General features: G+C 71.3%; 18 protein-coding genes. 16 read left to right on the forward strand and 2 right to left on the reverse strand.

Features of this window, described 5'->3' with window-relative positions; genetic code table 11:
• Nucleotides 1-10: 10 nt before the first annotated feature.
• The 3 genes from I6A60_RS19975 to ccsB are packed head-to-tail and all read left to right on the forward strand — an operon-like array spanning nucleotide 11 to nucleotide 4067.
• Complete coding sequence (locus I6A60_RS19975; protein ID WP_203015727.1) at nucleotides 11-952, forward strand: cytochrome c biogenesis protein CcdA; 942 nt, start codon at nucleotides 11-13, stop codon at nucleotides 950-952.
• Entirely contained in the window at nucleotides 949-2931 is a 1983-nt protein-coding gene (locus I6A60_RS19980; RefSeq protein ID WP_203015726.1) for a cytochrome c biogenesis protein ResB, read from the forward strand. Before I6A60_RS19975 ends, I6A60_RS19980 begins: the two co-directional genes overlap by 4 nt.
• Complete coding sequence (gene ccsB / locus I6A60_RS19985) at nucleotides 2931-4067, forward strand: c-type cytochrome biogenesis protein CcsB (protein ID WP_203015724.1); 1137 nt, start codon at nucleotides 2931-2933, stop codon at nucleotides 4065-4067. The genes I6A60_RS19980 and ccsB overlap by 1 nt, the downstream gene beginning before the upstream one ends.
• Before the next feature lie 623 nt (nucleotides 4068-4690).
• On the opposite strand, the gene I6A60_RS19990 is transcribed toward ccsB, so the two are convergent.
• Complete coding sequence (locus I6A60_RS19990) at nucleotides 4691-5134, reverse strand: PLD nuclease N-terminal domain-containing protein (protein ID WP_307873767.1); 444 nt, start codon at nucleotides 5132-5134, stop codon at nucleotides 4691-4693.
• A 436-nt stretch (nucleotides 5135-5570) separates the two neighbouring features.
• Here I6A60_RS19990 and I6A60_RS19995 point away from each other — a divergent pair, with 436 nt between their 5' ends.
• The 8 genes from I6A60_RS19995 (at nucleotide 5571) to I6A60_RS20030 (ending at nucleotide 12051) form a co-directional block, all read left to right on the forward strand.
• The gene (locus I6A60_RS19995; RefSeq protein ID WP_203015723.1) at nucleotides 5571-7022 is read left to right on the forward strand and encodes a menaquinone biosynthesis decarboxylase; all 1452 of its coding nucleotides are present in this window, start codon (nucleotides 5571-5573) and stop codon (nucleotides 7020-7022) included.
• Nucleotides 7019-7921 (forward strand): menaquinone biosynthesis prenyltransferase MqnP, encoded by a 903-nt coding sequence (gene mqnP / locus I6A60_RS20000; RefSeq protein ID WP_203015722.1) that lies wholly within the window; start codon nucleotides 7019-7021, stop codon nucleotides 7919-7921. The genes I6A60_RS19995 and mqnP overlap by 4 nt, the downstream gene beginning before the upstream one ends.
• Nucleotides 7918-8700, forward strand: a complete 783-nt coding sequence (locus I6A60_RS20005) for a UbiX family flavin prenyltransferase (RefSeq protein ID WP_307873768.1) — start codon at nucleotides 7918-7920, stop codon at nucleotides 8698-8700. The genes mqnP and I6A60_RS20005 overlap by 4 nt, the downstream gene beginning before the upstream one ends.
• Complete coding sequence (locus I6A60_RS20010) at nucleotides 8697-9164, forward strand: DUF4229 domain-containing protein (protein WP_203015721.1); 468 nt, start codon at nucleotides 8697-8699, stop codon at nucleotides 9162-9164. Before I6A60_RS20005 ends, I6A60_RS20010 begins: the two co-directional genes overlap by 4 nt.
• Nucleotides 9165-9253: 89 nt before the next feature.
• The gene (mqnE, locus tag I6A60_RS20015) at nucleotides 9254-10402 is read left to right on the forward strand and encodes an aminofutalosine synthase MqnE (RefSeq protein ID WP_203015720.1); all 1149 of its coding nucleotides are present in this window, start codon (nucleotides 9254-9256) and stop codon (nucleotides 10400-10402) included.
• Between the two features lie 11 nt (nucleotides 10403-10413).
• Entirely contained in the window at nucleotides 10414-10818 is a 405-nt protein-coding gene (locus I6A60_RS20020) for a hypothetical protein (protein ID WP_238435817.1), read from the forward strand.
• 19 nt (nucleotides 10819-10837) lie between these two features.
• Complete coding sequence (locus I6A60_RS20025) at nucleotides 10838-11101, forward strand: hypothetical protein (RefSeq protein ID WP_013427386.1); 264 nt, start codon at nucleotides 10838-10840, stop codon at nucleotides 11099-11101.
• A gap of 134 nt (nucleotides 11102-11235) precedes the next feature.
• Nucleotides 11236-12051, forward strand: coding sequence for a menaquinone biosynthetic enzyme MqnA/MqnD family protein (locus tag I6A60_RS20030; protein ID WP_203015748.1), 816 nt, complete (start codon nucleotides 11236-11238; stop codon nucleotides 12049-12051).
• 308 nt (nucleotides 12052-12359) lie between these two features.
• Here the strand turns inward: I6A60_RS20030 and I6A60_RS20035 are convergent, their stop codons facing one another.
• Nucleotides 12360-13541, reverse strand: coding sequence for a helix-turn-helix transcriptional regulator (locus I6A60_RS20035; protein WP_203015719.1), 1182 nt, complete (start codon nucleotides 13539-13541; stop codon nucleotides 12360-12362).
• A 398-nt stretch (nucleotides 13542-13939) separates the two neighbouring features.
• On the opposite strand from I6A60_RS20035, the gene I6A60_RS42875 reads away from it, so the two are divergent.
• The 5 genes from I6A60_RS42875 to I6A60_RS20055 all read left to right on the forward strand — a co-directional run bounded on the left by I6A60_RS42875 (nucleotide 13940) and on the right by I6A60_RS20055 (nucleotide 17442).
• Nucleotides 13940-14353, forward strand: a complete 414-nt coding sequence (locus I6A60_RS42875; RefSeq protein ID WP_307873769.1) for a response regulator transcription factor — start codon at nucleotides 13940-13942, stop codon at nucleotides 14351-14353.
• A 138-nt stretch (nucleotides 14354-14491) separates the two neighbouring features.
• On the forward strand, nucleotides 14492-14623 hold the full coding sequence (locus I6A60_RS44070; RefSeq protein WP_255545069.1) for a putative leader peptide: 132 nt from the start codon (nucleotides 14492-14494) through the stop codon (nucleotides 14621-14623).
• A gap of 211 nt (nucleotides 14624-14834) precedes the next feature.
• On the forward strand, nucleotides 14835-16541 hold the full coding sequence (locus tag I6A60_RS20045) for a nitrite/sulfite reductase (RefSeq protein WP_203015716.1): 1707 nt from the start codon (nucleotides 14835-14837) through the stop codon (nucleotides 16539-16541).
• Nucleotides 16538-16771 (forward strand): transposase, encoded by a 234-nt coding sequence (locus I6A60_RS20050; RefSeq protein ID WP_203015714.1) that lies wholly within the window; start codon nucleotides 16538-16540, stop codon nucleotides 16769-16771. The genes I6A60_RS20045 and I6A60_RS20050 overlap by 4 nt, the downstream gene beginning before the upstream one ends.
• Nucleotides 16771-17442 carry a phosphoadenylyl-sulfate reductase gene (locus I6A60_RS20055; RefSeq protein ID WP_203015712.1) on the forward strand — a complete coding sequence of 224 codons (672 nt, stop codon included), beginning with the start codon at nucleotides 16771-16773 and terminating at the stop codon, nucleotides 17440-17442. Before I6A60_RS20050 ends, I6A60_RS20055 begins: the two co-directional genes overlap by 1 nt.
• The last annotated feature ends 15 nt before the right edge of the window (nucleotides 17443-17457 follow it).

The raw sequence follows: 17457 nt of genomic DNA on the forward strand, positions 1-17457 counted from the left end.
GGGACACGCGGTGAGCGTCGCGGGGCTGGTCACGGACGGGCCGCTGTTGCTGGCGACCCCGGTCGCCGCCGTCGCCGGACTGCTGTCCTTCTTCTCGCCCTGCGTGCTGCCGCTGGTCCCGGGCTACCTCTCGTACGTCACGGGCCTGTCCGGCGCCGACCTGGAGGGTGAGCCTCGCAACGCCGAGAAGGCGGTGACGCGGGAGACCGCGCCCGCCGAGGCTGTGTTGGTGGGGGCGGCGCCGGCCGCCGCAGCCCGGCCGGCCGACGCGTCGGTGCCGGTGGGCGCCGGATCGGCAGCTGAGACCGCCGTGCCCAGAACGCCGGCCCAGCTGTTGGGCGCCGGGCTCGGCCGGGCGCGCCGGGTCGGGCGGGTGACGGTCGGGACCGGGCTGTTCGTGCTCGGGTTCTCGGCCGTGTTCGTGTCCTACGGCGTGGCGTTCGGCGGGGTCGGGAGCTGGATCCGGATCCACCAGGTCGGGGTGACCCGGGTGCTCGGCGTCGTCACGATCCTGATGGGCCTGCTGTTCGCGGGGGCGTTCTCCCGGTTCATGTGGGCCAACCGGGAGCTGCGCCTGCACCGGCTGCCGTCGCCGGGCCTGCTCGGCGCCCCGTTGCTCGGCGTGCTGTTCGGCCTCGGCTGGACGCCGTGCCTCGGCCCCACGCTGACGGCCGTCCTGGGCCTGGCGGTGCAGAGCGCGACCGCGGGGCGCGGAGCGTTCCTGTCCGCCGTGTACTGCCTGGGCCTGGGCGTACCGTTCGTCGTCGTCGGCCTCGGGTTCCGCCGGGCCGCCGGCGCGCTGGTGGTGGTCCGGTCGCACGCCCGGCTGCTCACCCTCGCCGGCGGCACGCTGCTGGTCGTCGTCGGCGTCCTGCAGGTGACCGGTCAGTGGGCCGACCTGGTCTCGACGCTGCGCTCGTTCGCCCCCGGATTCGCGGAGACACCGCTGTGACACCACCCTCGACGAGCTCCACCGCCACGGCCGGCAAGATCGAGCCGGCAGCCGCTTCGGCGACCGAGGTCGACGCCGACGCCGACGAGATCGTCGCCCAGCCGGACGCGTTCGGCGTCCCGGCGGCCCGGCAGACGGGGCTGCCCGCCGTCGCGGCGACGTCGCCCGAGGGTGCCGCGGACGGGGGGCGGACCAGCCTGGCCAGGCTGGTCGACCCGGTCCGGCGCGGCTGGCGCGTGCTGACCAGCATGCGCACCGCGCTGATCCTGCTGTTCCTGCTGGCGGTGGCCGCGATCCCGGGCTCCCTGCTCCCGCAGAACAACATCAACCCGATCCTGGTGCAGCGCTACCGGGCGAACCACCCGACGCTCGGGCCGATCTTCGAGCGCCTCTCGCTGTTCCACGTCTTCAGCGCGCCGTGGTTTGCCGCGATCTACGTGCTGCTCTTCATCTCGCTGATCGGCTGCCTGTGGTCGCGAGTGCGCTGGCACGCGCAGGCGCTGCTAGGCCGCCCGCCGGCGGCACCGGCCCGGCCGGGGCGCCTCGCCGGTGGCTCCGCCTTCGCGAGCCCGCTCGCGCCGGGGGAGGCCACCGCCGCCGCGGCCGCGATGCTGCGCTCGCGCCGGTTCCGGGTCGCGATCGCCGCCGAGGGGGCCACCCGCCCGGACGGCAGCCCCGACCACTCGGTCGCCGCCGAGAAGGGCTACCTGCGGGAGACCGGCAACCTGGTCTTCCACATCGCGCTGATGGTCCTGCTGCTGGGCGTCGGGCTCGGCTCCTGGTACGGCTACCAGGGCTCGATGCTGGTCGTGCAGGGCGACGGATTCTCGAACACGCTGCTGTCCTACGACCAGTTCACCGCCGGCGCGATGGTCAACACCGCCGACCTGCGGCCGTACTCGGTCACGCTGGACAAGTTCAGCGCGAGCTACCAGCTCAACGGCGAGCCCAAGGAGTTCGCCGCCGCGGTGTCGTACTCCACCGGTCTGGACTCCCCGGTCAAGAAGACCGTGATCAAGCCGAACCACCCGCTGGAGATCGGCAAGGACAAGGTCTACCTGCTCGGCCACGGCTACGCGCCGCACTTCGTGCTGCGGGACAAGGCCGGGAAGGTCGTCTGGGAGTCGTACGTCACCTGCGCCCAGGAGGACCCGAACTTCCGCTCGCTGTGCGTCGTCAAGATCCCCGATGCCGGGCTCGCGCCGTTGGGCAAGCTCCAGACGCCCCAGCAGCTGGCCTTCACGGGCTTCTTCACCCCGACGACGATCGCCGACCCGGCCCAGGGCCTCGTCTCGATCTACCCTGCGGCCGCCAACCCCGCCATCACTCTGACTGGCTATGTCGGCAACCTGCACGTCAACGAGGGAATCCCGCAGAACATCTACTCCCTCGACACGCGGGACATGAAGCAGTTCACCTCTGACGGGCCGTCCGGCAACGGCGTGATCTCGCAGGCACTGTGGATCGGCCAGACCGACGAGCGGACGATGACCAACCTGCCCGGCGGGTTGTCGCTGTCCGTCGACGGGGTGCGTGAGTACGCCCAGTTCCAGGTCAAGTCGGATCCGACGAAGGACCTGGTGCTCGTCGCCGCGATCGCGATCATCCTGGGCCTGATCATCAGCCTGCGGGTCCGTCGCCGACGGGTCTGGGTCCGGGCTCGTGCCGCGAGTGCCGGTAGCACGGTCGAGATCGGCGGCCTGTCCCGTTCCGACGCCGAGGGCTTCGCCGCGGAGCTCGCCTCGCTGACCACCCAGCTGCGCGCCGCGACCACCGCGACCCAGAGCACCACCGCCCCGGACGCCGCCAGACCGGACGCCGCTGCCCGGGACGTTGCCACTTCGGCCGCCGTTACCCGGGACGCCGCTACCCCGGCCGCAGCTACCCCGGCCGCAGCCAGACCCGACGGCGCCAGACCGGACGGCGCCCCCTCGACCACCGATGAGAACGCCCCCTCCAGCAGCAGACGGGAGCCGTGATGGCCGTCAACGAGGGCCTCGCCTCGCTATCCGACCACCTCTACGGCGGCGCGATGGCCTTGTATGCGGCCGGGATGCTCGGCTACGCGGCCGAGTTCGCCTTCAGTCGCTTCGGTCGCGCGGGAGCGGAGGCCGACGCGGCCACGACGTCCGCCGCTGGGTCCGCCGCCGCGTCCGCCACCTTGACGGCCAAGCCGACCCGTGAGCCGGCGCTCGTCGGTGCCACGGCGGCCGGCGACGCCCCAGCCCCCGCCAAGGCGGCTGCCCCCGCGGCCGGCGCGACCAGCCCGGCCACCGGCGGCTCGGACTTCGACGGGGCCGACGACGAGCAGCCGGCCCGGGCCCTGCTCATCGGCCGGATAGCGGTCGTGCTCACCGTGCTCGGCTGGGCGCTGCACCTGAGCTCCGTGGTCACCCGCGGTTTCGCCGCCGGCCGGGTTCCGTGGGGCAACATGTACGAGTTCTCGTCGATGATCTGCCTGATCGCGATCACGGCTTTCCTCGTGCTGCTGGTCCGGTTCGACGTCCGCTGGCTCGGGGTGTTCGTCACGTTCCCGGTGCTGGTCTACATGGGGCTCGCCGGCACGGTTCTCTACGTCGCGGCCGGCCCGCTGGTGCCCGCGCTGAACTCGTACTGGCTCAAGATCCATGTGGTCGCGGCCATCCTGGCCAGCGGCATCTACCTGGTGTCCGCGGTGACCACGGTGCTGTTCCTGGTCAAGGACCGCTGGGAGCACCAGCTCGCGGAGGTCGCCGCCGGCCGGGCCGAGGTCACCGCCGCGATGCGCAGCCGCGGTGGCATCGTCATGAAGCTGCCGGCCGCCGCCTCGCTGGACACGCTGACCTACCGCCTGATCGCGTTCGGCTTCCCGGTGTGGACGTTCGCCGTCATCGCCGGCGCGATCTGGGCCGAGGCCGCCTGGGGCCGGTACTGGGGCTGGGACCCCAAGGAGACCTGGTCGTTCATCACCTGGGTCTGCTACGCCGCCTACCTGCATGCCCGCGCCACCGCCGGCTGGCGGGGCAAGAAGGCCGCCGCGGTCTCCCTGGTCGCCTTCAGCGCCCTTTTCGTCGACTACTACGTCGTCAACCTGTTCCTGACCGGCCTGCACTCATACGCCGGCGTCTCGGCCTGACATGCCCCTCCGCGCGACGCTCGGCAGCGGGAGTGTCGATCTTGCCGGAACCGCCGTCGCCCGGATCCACCGTCGCCGGACCGCCGTCGCCCGCGACCGCCCTGGACCACCGTCGCTCGCGATTCCATCCCGCCCGTCCTGACCTCAACACCGTTTCCCCCTGCGCAACCGATGATCACCGGCAGCTGTCCCGACCAGACCGGGCCCATGATCGTGGACTGCGCAGGGAAGCTGGCGCTCGATGCCCCAATTTGCGCTTTTTATCTCTGCGCAATAGGTGATCATGGCCAGTCGGTCGACTGGCGAGGGCCGAAGATCGCCGTCTGCGCGGCCTAGCTGGCGCAGCGCGCGCCAGCTAGGGGGCGCAAAGGGGCGGTAGGTGGGCCATTTCGTGAATCGTCAGCCGTCCGTCCCGGCCGGAACCTAGTGCCGCGACCGCCGAGGTCCGCCCGTCACCTTGATCGCTGTTTTCGCCCTTTGGTGGCTACGAAACAGGCCTGGCAGTGACCACCGGAGGGCCGAAACGGCGATCAAGTTACCGCTGGACATGATCGCCGTTTGGCCTTCAAGGCGAGCCGGCCGAGGGTGCACCCGCTGGTCGACCAGGACCGATGGGGAGGGCGCTAGTGGTGCGAGGCCGGGCCGTCGGGGTTCTCGCGGCGGAGGCGCTCAGTGAGCTCGCGGAGGAACTCCGGGTCGTCGTCCGGGCCGACGGGACCGGCGGGCGGGCCGGTGCGGGACCGGCCGCGGAACAGGCTGGGGCCGGCGACGCGCTGCGACTCGACGATGTCGAACCGGCCGCCGTAGGCGGGATGATCGCGGCGCGCCGCCATCCCGCGGCGGCGGCGGACCGCCGACGAGCGGGGCCGGCCGAAGAAGAACCAGAGCACGCCGCCGATGGGATAGAGCAGCAGCGCCAGCACGATCCAGATGGTCTTCGTGAGCGTCCTGACGTCCTCACGCGGAGTTCGCGCGACGTCCACGATCACGTAGGCAAGTAGCGCGTAGAACACGATGTAGAGCAGGAGAGTCACCGGCTGTCCGTCCCCTTCCTGCTCGCCGCTCACCGCGCTGTCGGTTGCCGGCCCGTTGCCGAGGCCGGTCGCGGGCCGCTCCGTTTCGCGCGGGGGCGGTCCCGGCAGCCATCTCAGCCTACGGCGCGGCGAATCGTCCACGGGCCGTGCCCCGAAGTCGTGACACGGCCGTCATCTGGCCGCTCGTACATTGACCTGCTGGCGGTGGCAGCGGTGCCCGCCCGGCCACGCGCTCACCGTCAGTGTGCGTCATGCGCAGGCGCCGTGTCCGCCCGGTGATAAGAGACGCACACCGAGCCTTTTCCTGTCAATCGCCGGAACAACGATCCTGACCGGAGCCCCGCGGGCCGGCGGAATCGCGCAGGCCCCAGCTCGGGCGGTGGGCCTGCGGCTCGGGCGCGACGCGTACACCGGATCCGGCCGGGGAGGCGGCGACGTCCGAGGCCCCGACGCTGCGAGGATGGGTGACATGGCTTGGGCGGATCTGCGCGCGTTTCTGGGCGACCTCGAGAAGCACGGCGAGTTGCGCCGCATCAAGGCTCCCGTCGACCCGCGCCTTGAGATGACGGAGATCGTGCAACGCGTGGTGCGGGCGGGCGGCCCGGCGCTGCTGTTCGAGAACCCGGTGGGCTCGGACCTGCCGCTGGCGATCAACGTCTTCGGCACCGAGAAGCGGATGGCCCGGGCGCTCGGCGTCGAGAAGCTGGACGACCTGGGCACCCGGATCGCGGACATGCTGCGCCCGGAGCTGCCGCATGGCTTCTCGGGGATGCGGGACGCCCTCGGCAAGGCCGCGCGCCTGACGAACATGCCGCCGAAGAAGGTCCGCACCGCGCCGTGCCAGGACGTCGTCTACAAGGGCGACGAGGTCGACCTGTTCCGGCTGCCGGGCATCCTGTCCTGGCCGGACGACGGCGGCGCGTTCCTGAACCTGGGCCTGACTCACACCCGCCATCCGGAGACCGGTGCCCGCAACCTCGGCATGTACCGGCTACAGCGGCACGACGCCCGGACCGTCGGGATGCACTGGCAGATCCACAAGGACTCGAACGCGCACCACGCCGTCGCCGAGCGGCGGGGCGAGCGGCTTCCGGTCGCGATCGCGTTCGGCTGCGACCCGGTCGTCACCTACGCGGCGAGCGCCCCGCTGCCGGCGGACATCGACGAGTACCTGTTCGCGGGCTTCCTGCGCAGTGAGCGCGTCGAACTGGTCGACTGCCTGACCGTCCCGCTGCAGGTACCGGCGAACGCCCAGATCGTGCTGGAAGGCTGGCTGGAGCCGGGGGAGCGCCTCCCGGAGGGCCCGTTCGGCGACCACACCGGCTTCTACACGCCGGTCGAGCCCTTCCCGGCGCTGCACGTCGACGTCATGACGATGCAGCGCGACCCGATCTACCAGACGATCGTCGTCGGCCGGCCGCCACAGGAGGACGGGCCGATGGGCAAGGCGACCGAGCGCATCTTCCTGCCCTTGATCAGGATGCTGATCCCCGAGATCGTGGACTACGACCTGCCCGAGGCCGGCGTCTTCCACAACTGCGCGATCGTGTCGATCGACAAGCGCTACCCGAAGCAGGCGCAGAAGGTGATGCACGCGGTCTGGGGCGCTGGGCTGCTCTCGCTGTCGAAGCTGGTGATCGTCGTCGACGCGGACTGCGACGTGCACGACTACTCCGAGGTCGCCTGGCGGGCGTTCGGCAACGTCGACTACGCCCACGACCTGGTCACCACGGTCGGCCCGGTCGACCACCTGGACCACTCGTCGTACGAGCAGTTCTACGGCGGCAAGGCGGGCATCGACGCCACCCGCAAGCTGCCCACCGAGGGCTATCGCCGGGCCGGCGGCTGGCCGGACGAGTGCGTCATGGACGAGGCCACCCGGAACCTGGTGACCTCGCGCTGGAAGGAGTACGGGCTGTGACTGAGGCCGCCGTTCTGCCGGGGGCGATCGAGAAGCCGAAGGCCTTCCTGCGGCTGGTGAAGATCGAGCACTCGGTCTTCGCGCTGCCGTTCGCCTATGTCGCGGCGCTCGCCGCCGGGTTCCGGGCCTCCGGCTCGGTGCACTGGGCGGATCTGTTCCTCGTCACGGTCGCGATGGTCGCGGCCCGGACGTTCGCGATGGCGGCGAACCGAATCATCGACCGGCGGATCGACGCGCAGAACCCGCGGACGGCGACCCGCGAGCTGGTCACCGGCGTCGTCGCGGTGCGCACCGCGGTGATCGGCAGCGTGGTGGCTCTGGTGGTGTTCCTGGCGGCCGCCGCCGCGCTGGGCTGGCTGTGCCTGGCGCTCGCGCCGGCCGCCGTCGTGCCGCTGGTCGTCTACCCGTACGCCAAGCGGTTCACCGACTTCCCGCAGGTCATCCTCGGGATCGCCCAGGCGGTGGCGCCGATCGGCGCCTGGATCGCGATCACCGGGCACTGGTCGTGGGCCGCGGTCGTGCTCGGGCTCGCGGTCGGCACCTGGATCGGTGGTTTCGACCTGATCTACGCCTGTCAGGACGTCGAGGTCGACCGGCGGATCGGGGTGCGCTCGGTTCCGGCCCGGTTCGGGGTTCGGGCGGCCCTCGTCGGCTCGCTCGTCACCCACGTCGTCACGTTCGGTCTGTTCGTGGTCTTCGGGCTGATGGAGCACTTCGGCGCGCTCTGGTGGGTGGGGATCGGCCTCACGGCCGTCGCCTTCGGGTACGAGCACGCGATCGTCCGTCCGACCGACCTGTCCAAGGTCAATCGGGCGTTCTTCACGGCCAACGGTTTCGTCGGCATCGCGCTGTTCGTCTTCGCCCTCGTCGACCTGGTCGTCCGCGGCCTGCACGGGTGACGAGCCCGGCCGGTGATCCCGCGGCGAACGCGGTCGGGGTTGACGCCGAACTGGCCCGGCGGCCGTGGGTGGTCGGGGTCAGCGGCGCGAGCGGGACGCCGTACGCGGCGTCGGTGCTGCGTGGGCTGCTCGCCGCCGGACTGCCGGTCGACCTGGTGGTGTCCAGGGCCGCCCGGCTGACGCTGCTCGACGAGACGGGCATCGCCTGGCGGGACGGCCCAGGCGCCTGGCCGGAGGCACTCGCCGACTGGCTCGGCACCAGCCTCGCCGGCTGGACGCGCCCCGACCGGGACGAGGTCGTCGCCGCGGTCGACGCGCTGGTCCGGGTGCACGGCGCAGACAACCTGGCCGCCGGGCCGAGCAGCGGCTCCTACCCGACCAGGGGCATGATCGTCGTTCCGGCGAGCACCGCGACCGTGGCCGGGATCGCGCTCGGCCTGTCCAAGGACCTACTGCAGCGCGCAGCTGACGTCACCCTCAAGGAGGGCCGCCAGCTGATCGTCGTCCCGCGCGAGATGCCCTTCACCGGGGCGACCCTGCGCCACCTGGTCACGTTGCACGACGCGGGGGCCGTCGTCGCGGCCGCGAGCCCGGGCTTTTACGCCGGGGTCGCCGACGCGCAGGCATTGGTCGACTTCGTCGCCGGCCGGGTGCTGGACGCCGCCGGCGTACCCAACGTCCTTTTCCGCCGATGGGCGGGCGAACTGGGCGCGGCGCGGACCGACCGGCCGCGACCTGGCACAGTGGACAACGGGACGACAGCAGGATCAGGGGCGTGAGGGAGATCGGTATGGCGCGCGGGCGCGGGGACCGGGCAGACAAGGCGGCGACGCCGACCGTGGCGAAGGGCACACCCGCCACGAAGGTGACGCCCGCGAAGGTGACGCCGACCAAGGTGACGCCCGCGAAGGTCAAGGTGAAGCAGACCAAGGTCGCGCCGCCGCCGGGGAAGACCGGGTCGGGCGGGCTTTTCGGGAAGCGGCCGAAGCGGGAGCTCGAGGAGTTCGACCTGCGGGCCGCGCTGCCGTTCTTCCTCGCCAGGATCGGGATCTTCCTGGTGATCGCCGTGGTGCTCTGGCTCGCGGCGGGCCTGCCCCTCGTGCTCGCCGTGCTGCTCGGACTGATCGGCGGCGCGCTGGCCGGCTACCCGCTGGCCCGGATGCAGAAGCAGGCCGCCCGCGTCGAGGGTTCGGCGCCCGCGCCGCCGGTGAAGCCCGTGAAGCCGCCGAAGGCCCGCAAGTAGCCGACCTCCGGGGTGAGCCGCGCTGCCTTCGCCCGCCGGGCCCTTGTGGATCATCTGGGTCTGGCGGAAGGCGGATAGGCTTGCCGGTTATGGATGCCGGGCGCAAGCGGGAGATCGAGGACAAGGTCCGGGCCGGGGACCGGCTGGACCGTTCCGACGGCGAGTGGCTGTACGCCAGCGACGACCTCGCCTGGCTGGGTGCCCTCGCGCACGAGGTCAGGACCCGCAAGAACGGGAACCGGACCTTCTTCAACGTCAATCGGCATCTCAACCTGACGAACGTCTGCTCGGCCAGCTGTGCGTACTGCTCCTTCCAGCGCAAGCCGGGCGAGGCCGACGCCTACACGATGCGCATCGAGGAGGCCGTCCGGCTCGCCAAGGAGATGGAGCCGTCCGGCATCACCGAGCTGCACATCGTCAACGGCCTGCACCCGACCCTGCCGTGGCGGTACTACCCGCGCTCGCTGCGCGAGCTGAAGGCGGCGCTGCCCAACGTGGCGCTGAAGGCCTTCACGGCCACCGAGATCCACTGGTTCGAGAAGATCAGCGGCCTCGGCGCCGACGAGATCCTCGACGAGCTGATCGACGCCGGCCTGGAGTCGCTGACCGGCGGGGGCGCCGAGATCTTCGACTGGGAGATCCGCCAGCAGATCGTCGGCCATGAGACCCACTGGGAGGACTGGTCGCGCATCCACCGGTTGGCGCACGCCAAGGGCCTGCGCACGCCGAGCACGATGCTCTACGGCCACGTCGAGTCGCCCCGCCACCGGGTCGACCATGTGCTGCGGCTGCGCGAGCTGCAGGACGAGACCGGCGGTTTCGCCGTCTTCATCCCGCTGCGGTTCCAGCACGACGCCGCCGGCGACCCACGCAACCGGCTGATGAACCAGCCGATGGCGACCGGCGCCGAGGCGCTCAAGACCTTCGCCGTCTCCCGGCTGCTGTTCGACAACGTCGACCACATCAAGTGCTTCTGGGTCATGCATGGCCTGACCACCGCCCAGCTGGCGCTGAACTTCGGCGCCGACGACCTGGACGGGTCGGTCGTCGAGTACAAGATCACTCATGACGCCGACCGGTTCGGCACCCCGAACACGATGACCCGCGAGGACCTGCTCGGGATCATCCGGGACGCCGGCTTCCAGCCGGTCGAGCGGGACACCCGCTACCGGGTCATCCGCGACTACGAGGGCCCGGACCCGTCCCGCCGCGACGTTCCCCAGCCGATCGACGCGTAGGCGAGGCCGACGTGACCGACCAGGACCGCCCCGCGACCCCGTCCGGGACCGAGCCTGTCGTGGACGATCCTGCCGAGCCTGTTGTGGACGAGCCTGTGGTGGACGAGCGTCCGGCCGCGGCCGGGCCGGTGGTCGGCCAGTCGACGCGGCGGCCGGAGGCGGCCCGGCCCGCCCCCTTCCGGCCTGCGGGCGGGGCCGGGATCGGGTCGATCTTCGTGTTGGCGTTCCTGGTGATCCTGCTGCCTGGGGTCGTGCTGTACCTGGTCACCCACGCACTGGGCCTTGGCCTGGCGCCCTCGACCCTGCTCGGGCTGCTGCTGGTGATCGTCTGCCTGGCCCTCTTCCCGAGCGTGCTGGTCCGGCTGGGCTGGGTGAAGAAGCGCCAGCGCGCCAAGCCGGCCGGGAGACAACGATGACGCAGGGTCGGAGGATCCCATGACCAAGCCGTCAAAGGCCGAGATCGCCTCGTCGGGGCCGGCCAAGGCGCCGCCGGGGATGCTCTCGCTCCACGTGCGCTACTACGGCCTGCGGGTGCTGCTGTTCGGCGTGGTGACCGCGGTCGTGCTGCTGCTTGGCGTCAGCACGGTTCCCGGCATCTTCCTGTCCTTCGTGATCAGCGGGGTGCTGAGCCTGCCGCTCGCCCTGCGCCAGCGCAGGGCGACCCAACAGGCGGCTGAGCTGCGCCGAGGCGGGAGTTGACCACGGCCGGCGCCGACGACGCCCAGACCGCCGCGACAGACCCGACACCCGTGCCACCGGTCACCGCGGTCCCCGGGCCGCGCCCCGGTGGCTCGGCCGCTGACGTCGTCGAGACCCGGCCGCGCGTTGGGCACATTCAGTTCCTGAACTGCATGCCGTTCTACTGGGGTCTGGTCAACTCGGGCGCCCTGCTCGACCTGGACCTTTTCAAGGACACCCCGGACCGGCTCAGTGAGGCCCTCGTCGCCGGCGAGCTCGACCTCGGGCCGATCAGCCTCGTCGAGTACCTGCGGCACGCCGACGAGCTGGTAGTACTGCCGGATCTCGCCGTCGGCTCCGACGGGCCCGTGCTCTCGGTGGTGCTGAGCACCCAGGTACCCGTCGACGAGATCCGCTCGGTCGCGCTCGGCTCGACCTCGCGGACCAGCGTGCTGCTGGCCCGGATGATGCTCGAAGACCGGTTCGGAGTCCGGCCGCGGTACGTCACGATGCCGCCGGACGTGCCGACGATGCTGCGGGAGGCCGACGCGGCGGTCACGATCGGTGACGTGGCGTTGCGGGCCTACTACGAGTTCGAGCAGGGCGGCCCCGGCCACCGGCCCGAGGTGGTCGATCTCGGCGCGGCCTGGCGGGACTGGACCGGGCTGCCGATGGTCTTCGCGATCTGGGCGGCCCGCCGCTCGTTCGCGCGGGCTCACCCCGGCCTGGTCAAGGAAGTACACAGCGCCCTGCGTGGCGGCATCGAGCTCGCCCTCGCCGAGGTGGAGACGGTCGCCGCCCGCGCGTCGCGCTGGGAGGTCTTCGACCAGGCATCGCTGGTCCGCTACTTCACGACGCTCGACTTCCGCCTCGGCGAGCGCCAGCTCGCCGGTGTCGCCGAGTTCGCCCGCCGCGCCGCGATGCGCGGCGCGGTTCCGCCGCCGCGCGACATCGTCTTCGCCGAAGTCTGACCGGACCGCGCGCCGAGCTGCCTCCATGATTGGGTCCTTTGGTTTCGCGGTGGCCAGGGTGGCAGGCGCGCGGGAGTCGTGACTAGGCCGCGCGTGCGCCGGGACTAGGTAGCGCGGGAGCTGGCGTCGAGTGCCGCAGCTGACCACGCTGGCCTCGTCCCGAGACCGGCAAGATCGCTGTTTTGGCCCTCGCGTGGCTGCAACCGCAGCGGTTTTGTGACCATGCGAGGGCCAAAACGACGATCAAGCCAGGGTGCCCGGCGCCTTTCGCGTTCCGCGATGCGGTCGGTCTCCGCGCGGAGGGGGGATCAGACCGGGGGGTGGAAGGCGCGGGAGAGGCCGGCCAATGGGCGTTCTCGTCGGGCGTCGGTGGTGGCGAACCGGGCGATCCGGCCCTTCACGAGCGCTACGAGCAGCGGGGTGCTGGCCCGTCCGCCTGGGGCGGTCAGCACGTCGCCGACGCCGCGCCACGGCGGGCCGGCCGGTTCCGCGCCGAACTCTGGCGGGTCGTAGCCGAATCGACCGGCGGCGAGCTCGTCGACCCGCCAGGCGATCAGGTCGCGGGGCGCCTCCGGGGTCCCGTATCCCACGGGATCGGTCTCCGCTGTGGAACCGCCGACATAACCGAAGTCGAGATGGCTGACGGTCGCTTCGTCGGCGCCGACGACGGCCGCCGGGCGGTTGTATACCGGGTACGGATCGTCGAGGTCGCGAACCGCCAATTCGTCGACTTCTGTCGCGATTGTCAGGTCACCGTTTTTCGCGTCGTTCGGCTGGGCGGCGAGCGCCTCGGCGTGGCGCGCGGCCTCGGCCACCAGCCGGTTGACCGCGAGCGTCCAGGCACGCAGCCCCGCGTGGCCGGTGAGCTCGGTGAACACCGCCGCCTCCAGGCAGCAGGTGCAGGCGCCGGACAGCTCGCCAAGGTCGAGCAATGCGATCGCGAGCAGGCCGGCCAGATGACCGGCGATCAGGAAGAGCCGCAGCTGCTGGTGCGGCAGCATCGGGGTGCGCAGCAGGCCGTCGACGATCTCCTGCTGGTCGAGTACCCGGTCGCGGATGTCGCGCGGGCCGAGGCTGCCGGCGATCGCGATCAGCTCTCCGACCGTCCGGTCGAGGTAGTCCAGCTCGGCGTCGCAGCGGCGGTTGCCGAGCAGGTCATGGACCCGGGAGCGGGACTCGTGCTCAGGATCGCGCCCCCGGCCGGTCGCCTCGGCCCGTGCCGAGGCTGCCTCGTCGCGCAGCGCGACCAGTGCGCCGTCGGCGCACAGCGCCGCGTCGACGGCGACCACCACCGGGCGGGGAGGAATCCCCTTGCTCGGCTGCTCAAGCTGGCTGACGTAATGACGGCTGTAGCCGGTTCTCTCGGCCAGCTCGTCGCGGGACAGACCGCGGGCGCAGCGGCGACGTCGAACCTCCTGGTGGAAGATTCCCTCGACGGCTGCCGTGCCTTCCGGGCCACGGCTGCCCTGCCGCCTGCCCGCATTCAGCATGTGCACCCCATTGGTCGCACCGCGGGTCTCGATCCCGACCTAAATCATGATCGCGCCGCGAGTCACTGTTTGTGATCAGTCTATTGCGTCCGGGACCGTGCGCCGCTAGAGGCAAAAGGTCCCATACGGGCCTCGTTACCCGGATTAGCGCTTTCCGGCCACGCCATTCAGGCGGAGTGCCCCGGGCCATCCGCGAATACCACCCCGAATGACGATGGGCGCACCGTGCGCCAGCCGGTAGAACGGTAGGAGTGGACCGGAACATCGCCGCGGACTTGGGGGCAGGCGGAGCGGCGTATGGAGCGGCGCGCGGAGGTTCAGCCGGAGGGCCAGACGCAGGGGCGGACCTGGCGGCGGAAGAAGGTACCGCCGGTTCGGGCAGGCCGGCGGGGGCGCCCGTGAGTGCCTTCACTACCCCTTACGGGCCAGCGCCGGTTCGGGTGGTCGTCGCGGACGACGCCGACGGGGTGCGCGAGCTGATCTGCCTGCTCCTGGACATGGAACCGGACTTCACGATCGTCGGCCGGGCCGCCAACGGAGCGGAGGCTGTCGACGTGGTCGCCCAGACCGGGCCAGATCTAGTCCTGCTCGACGTGGCGATGCCGGTGCTGGACGGGATCGCCGCGCTGCCGCGCATCCGCCGGCTGGTGCCGGGCGCCCGGGTGGTCGTCTTCACCGGGTTCTCGGCCTATACCGTCCGTGACGAGGCTGTGGCGCTGGGCGCTGACGACGTCATGGAGAAGGGCCTCGGAGCCGGCCCGCTCATCGATCGCCTGCGCGCTGTCTGCGCGCGCTCCGCCCCGGCCGGCTGATCACTTGCCCGCATCGCGGCGCACGGTGGCCACTTGAATCCCCACTAATCTGGTGGGTAAAATAGTGAACCTGTTCGTCGAGCATTGTCTACGCCACAATCTCGGCGCCCTCGTCGCATCTGTGAAACCATGGCGTCTATGACTGCGCCTCGCCACCGTTCGCGGCCGTTCGCCGCCGTGGCGCCGCGCCTTCCGGAGCTCCTGCTGGTCTCGCGCCTGCACGTGGACCTGCTCCGGGTCGCCAGCGCGGGCTGTTGTCGCACCCGCTGACCGGCTGAGCTAGACCTTCCTCGCTCCCCGTCAGGACAACTGGCTGGCCGCCTCGCGGCCGTCGGGCCTGGCGAGATGACCCCCGCTGTGACCAGGCCCTGGATGGCCAGAGGTGACCGGCCGGCGGCTGGTCAGAGGGACACAAGCTGACCCGGACCGTGTGCCGTCCCGCAGACGGTGCCCCGCTCCTCCCAACGTCGCGAGAGATCAGATGACTTCTCCAGCTCGGCCCCGTCCAGCCCGCCCGACCCGTCCCAAGGGACAGGGCCAGTGGGCGCTCGGCTACAGCGAACCGCTCAACGCCAACGAGCGGATGAAGAAGGATCAGGACGGCCTCGCGGTCCGGGACCGGATCCTCAACCAGTACCCGTACACCGGCTTCGACAGCATCGACCCGCAGGACCTGCGCGGCCGGTTCCGCTGGTGGGGGCTCTACACCCAGCGCAAGCCGGGCATCGACGGCGGGCGTACCGCGATCCTCGAACCGGAGGAGATCGAGGACGCCTACTTCATGCAGCGGATCCGCCTCGACGGCGGCCGGATGACGTCCGACCAGCTGCGGGTGATCGGCGACATCTCGACCCGCTACGGCCGGGACGTCGCCGACGTCACCGACCGGCAGAACATCCAGCTGCACTGGATCCGGATCGAGGACGTCCCGGCGATCTGGGGTGCCCTCGAGGCGAACGGCATGACCACCGAGGAGTCCTGCGGCGACACCCCGCGGGTCATGCTCGGCTGCCCGCTCGCCGGCGTCGACGGTGACGAGGTCATCGACGCCACCTCGGTCATCGACGAGGTCGTGGCGAAGTTCGTCGGCGACCCGTCGCTGTCGAACCTGCCGCGCAAGTTCAAGACGGCCATGTCCGGTTGCGCCGACCACTGCACGCTGCACGAGATCAACGACATCGCGTTCGTCGGCGTCGTGCATCCGGAGCTCGGCGCGGGCTACGACCTGTGGGTCGGCGGCGGCCTGTCGACGAACCCGCACCTGGGCGTCCGCCTGGGCACGTTCGTCCAGCCCGAGCGGGTGGCCGAGGTCTGGCACGCCGTCGCCTGCCTGTTCCGCGACTACGGCTACCGGCGGCTGCGCACCCGCGCCCGGCTGAAGTTCCTGGTCGCCGACATGGGCGTGGAGTGGGTGCGTGCGACCCTGGAGAAGGAGTACCTCCAGGCGCCGCTGCCGGACGGCCCGGCTCCGGCTGCGCCACGCACGGAGGGGCGCGACCACGTCGGCGTGTACCGGCAGAAGGACGGGACGTTCGCGGTCGGCTTCGCGCCGCGCGCCGGCCGGCTGACCGGGTCGACGCTGACCGCGGTCGCGAACCTCGCCGACCGGCACGCCCAGGGCCGCATCCGCGCGACCACCATGCAGAAGCTGGTCATCCTCGACGTCGCCGAGGCCGAGGTGCCCGCGCTCGAGGCGGCGCTGGCCGAGCTCGACCTGGTCGTGCGCCCGAGCGTGTTCCGCCGCGGCACGATGGCCTGCACCGGCATCGAGTTCTGCAAGCTGGCGATCGTCGAGACGAAGGCCAACGCCGGCCGCCTGATCGAGGAGCTGGAGGCGCGGCTGCCGGAGTTCGACGAGCCGATCGGCATCAACGTCAACGGCTGCCCGAACGCCTGCGCCCGCTTCCAGGTCGCCGACATCGGCCTGAAGGGCTCGCTGGTCCCCGGGCCGGGCGGCGAGATGGTCGAGGGCTTCCAGCTGCACCTCGGTGGCCATCTGGGCAGCCGGTCCCGGCTCGGCCGCAAGTCCCGCGGCCTGAAGATCACGGCGGACGAGCTGGTCGACTACGTCGTCGGGCTACTGAAGACCTACCAGGGCGACAGGACCGACGGTCAGACCTTCGCCGACTGGGTGGAGACGGTCGACGAGGCCAAGATCATGCACGACGCGGTGGTGGCCCACGCATGAGCGGCCGCGCGGTCCCGTTCTTCTGTCCCTACTGCGGCGAGGAGTCCCTCGTCCCGGACATCCCCGAAGGGGTCGCCGGCGAGGGGCACGGCCACTGGGCCTGCCGCTCGTGTCAGCGCTCCTTCCGGCTGAACCTGACCGCGCTGGCCAGCGCCACCACCGTGACCTCGACCCCGCGCCCGACCTCGACTAATCGGCCTGAAGCGACCGCACCTGAGGAGAACGGCTGATGGACGCCGCGTTGAAGGCCCGCGCCGAGCGCGTGGGCAGGGAACTGGCCGACGCGCCAGCCGAGGAGATCCTGCGCTGGGCCGTCGAGGAGTTCGGGACCAAGCTCGTCGTCGCGGCGTCCATGGCCGAAGCCGTCCTCGTCGACATGCTCGCGAAGATCAGGTCGGACGTACCGGTCGTCTTCATCGACACCGGCTACCATTTCGCCGAGACGATCGGCACTCGTGACGCGGTCGCGGCGACCTACAATCTGCCGCTGATCAGCGTTCGGCCACAGCTGACCGTCGCCGGCCAGGACGCCGTCCACGGCAAGGACCTGTACGCCAGCGACCCGGATCTGTGCTGCCGGATGCGCAAGGTCGTCCCGCTGGACCGGGCGCTCGCGCCCTACCAGGCCTGGGCCGCCGGGTCCCGCCGGACCGAGTCGTCCGGCCGCAAGGCCCTGCCCGTCGTCGGGTGGGACGAGCGGCGCGGGAAGGTGAAGATCCTCCCGCTGGCGGCCTGGACCGACGAGGACGTCGATCGTTACGTCGCGGAGAACAACGTCCTCGTCAACCCGCTGCTGTCCGACGGATACGAGTCGGTCGGCTGCTGGCCGTGCACCCGGCGCGGTACCGGCCGCGCGGGCCGCTGGTCCGGCACGACGAAGACCGAGTGCGGCATCCACTGACCCTGGCGTGAGTCG

This window comes from Frankia sp. AgB1.9 (assembly GCF_016786355.1).
GTDB lineage: Bacteria > Actinomycetota > Actinomycetes > Frankiales > Frankiaceae > Pseudofrankia.

Excerpts from the sequence above, each read along its gene's own strand:
- mqnE (WP_203015720.1), top strand. The coding sequence starts at position 9,254 with ATGGATGCCGGGCGCAAGCGGGAGATCGAGGACAAGGTCCGGGCCGGG.
- I6A60_RS20045 (WP_203015716.1), top strand. The coding sequence starts at position 14,835 with ATGACTTCTCCAGCTCGGCCCCGTCCAGCCCGCCCGACCCGTCCCAAG.
- ccsB (WP_203015724.1), top strand. The coding sequence starts at position 2,931 with ATGGCCGTCAACGAGGGCCTCGCCTCGCTATCCGACCACCTCTACGGC.
- I6A60_RS20050 (WP_203015714.1), top strand. The coding sequence starts at position 16,538 with ATGAGCGGCCGCGCGGTCCCGTTCTTCTGTCCCTACTGCGGCGAGGAG.
- I6A60_RS20055 (WP_203015712.1), top strand. The coding sequence starts at position 16,771 with ATGGACGCCGCGTTGAAGGCCCGCGCCGAGCGCGTGGGCAGGGAACTG.
- I6A60_RS20025 (WP_013427386.1), top strand. The coding sequence starts at position 10,838 with ATGACCAAGCCGTCAAAGGCCGAGATCGCCTCGTCGGGGCCGGCCAAG.
- I6A60_RS44070 (WP_255545069.1), top strand. The coding sequence starts at position 14,492 with ATGACTGCGCCTCGCCACCGTTCGCGGCCGTTCGCCGCCGTGGCGCCG.
- I6A60_RS19995 (WP_203015723.1), top strand. The coding sequence starts at position 5,571 with ATGGCTTGGGCGGATCTGCGCGCGTTTCTGGGCGACCTCGAGAAGCAC.
- I6A60_RS20035 (WP_203015719.1), bottom strand. The coding sequence starts at position 13,541 with ATGCTGAATGCGGGCAGGCGGCAGGGCAGCCGTGGCCCGGAAGGCACG.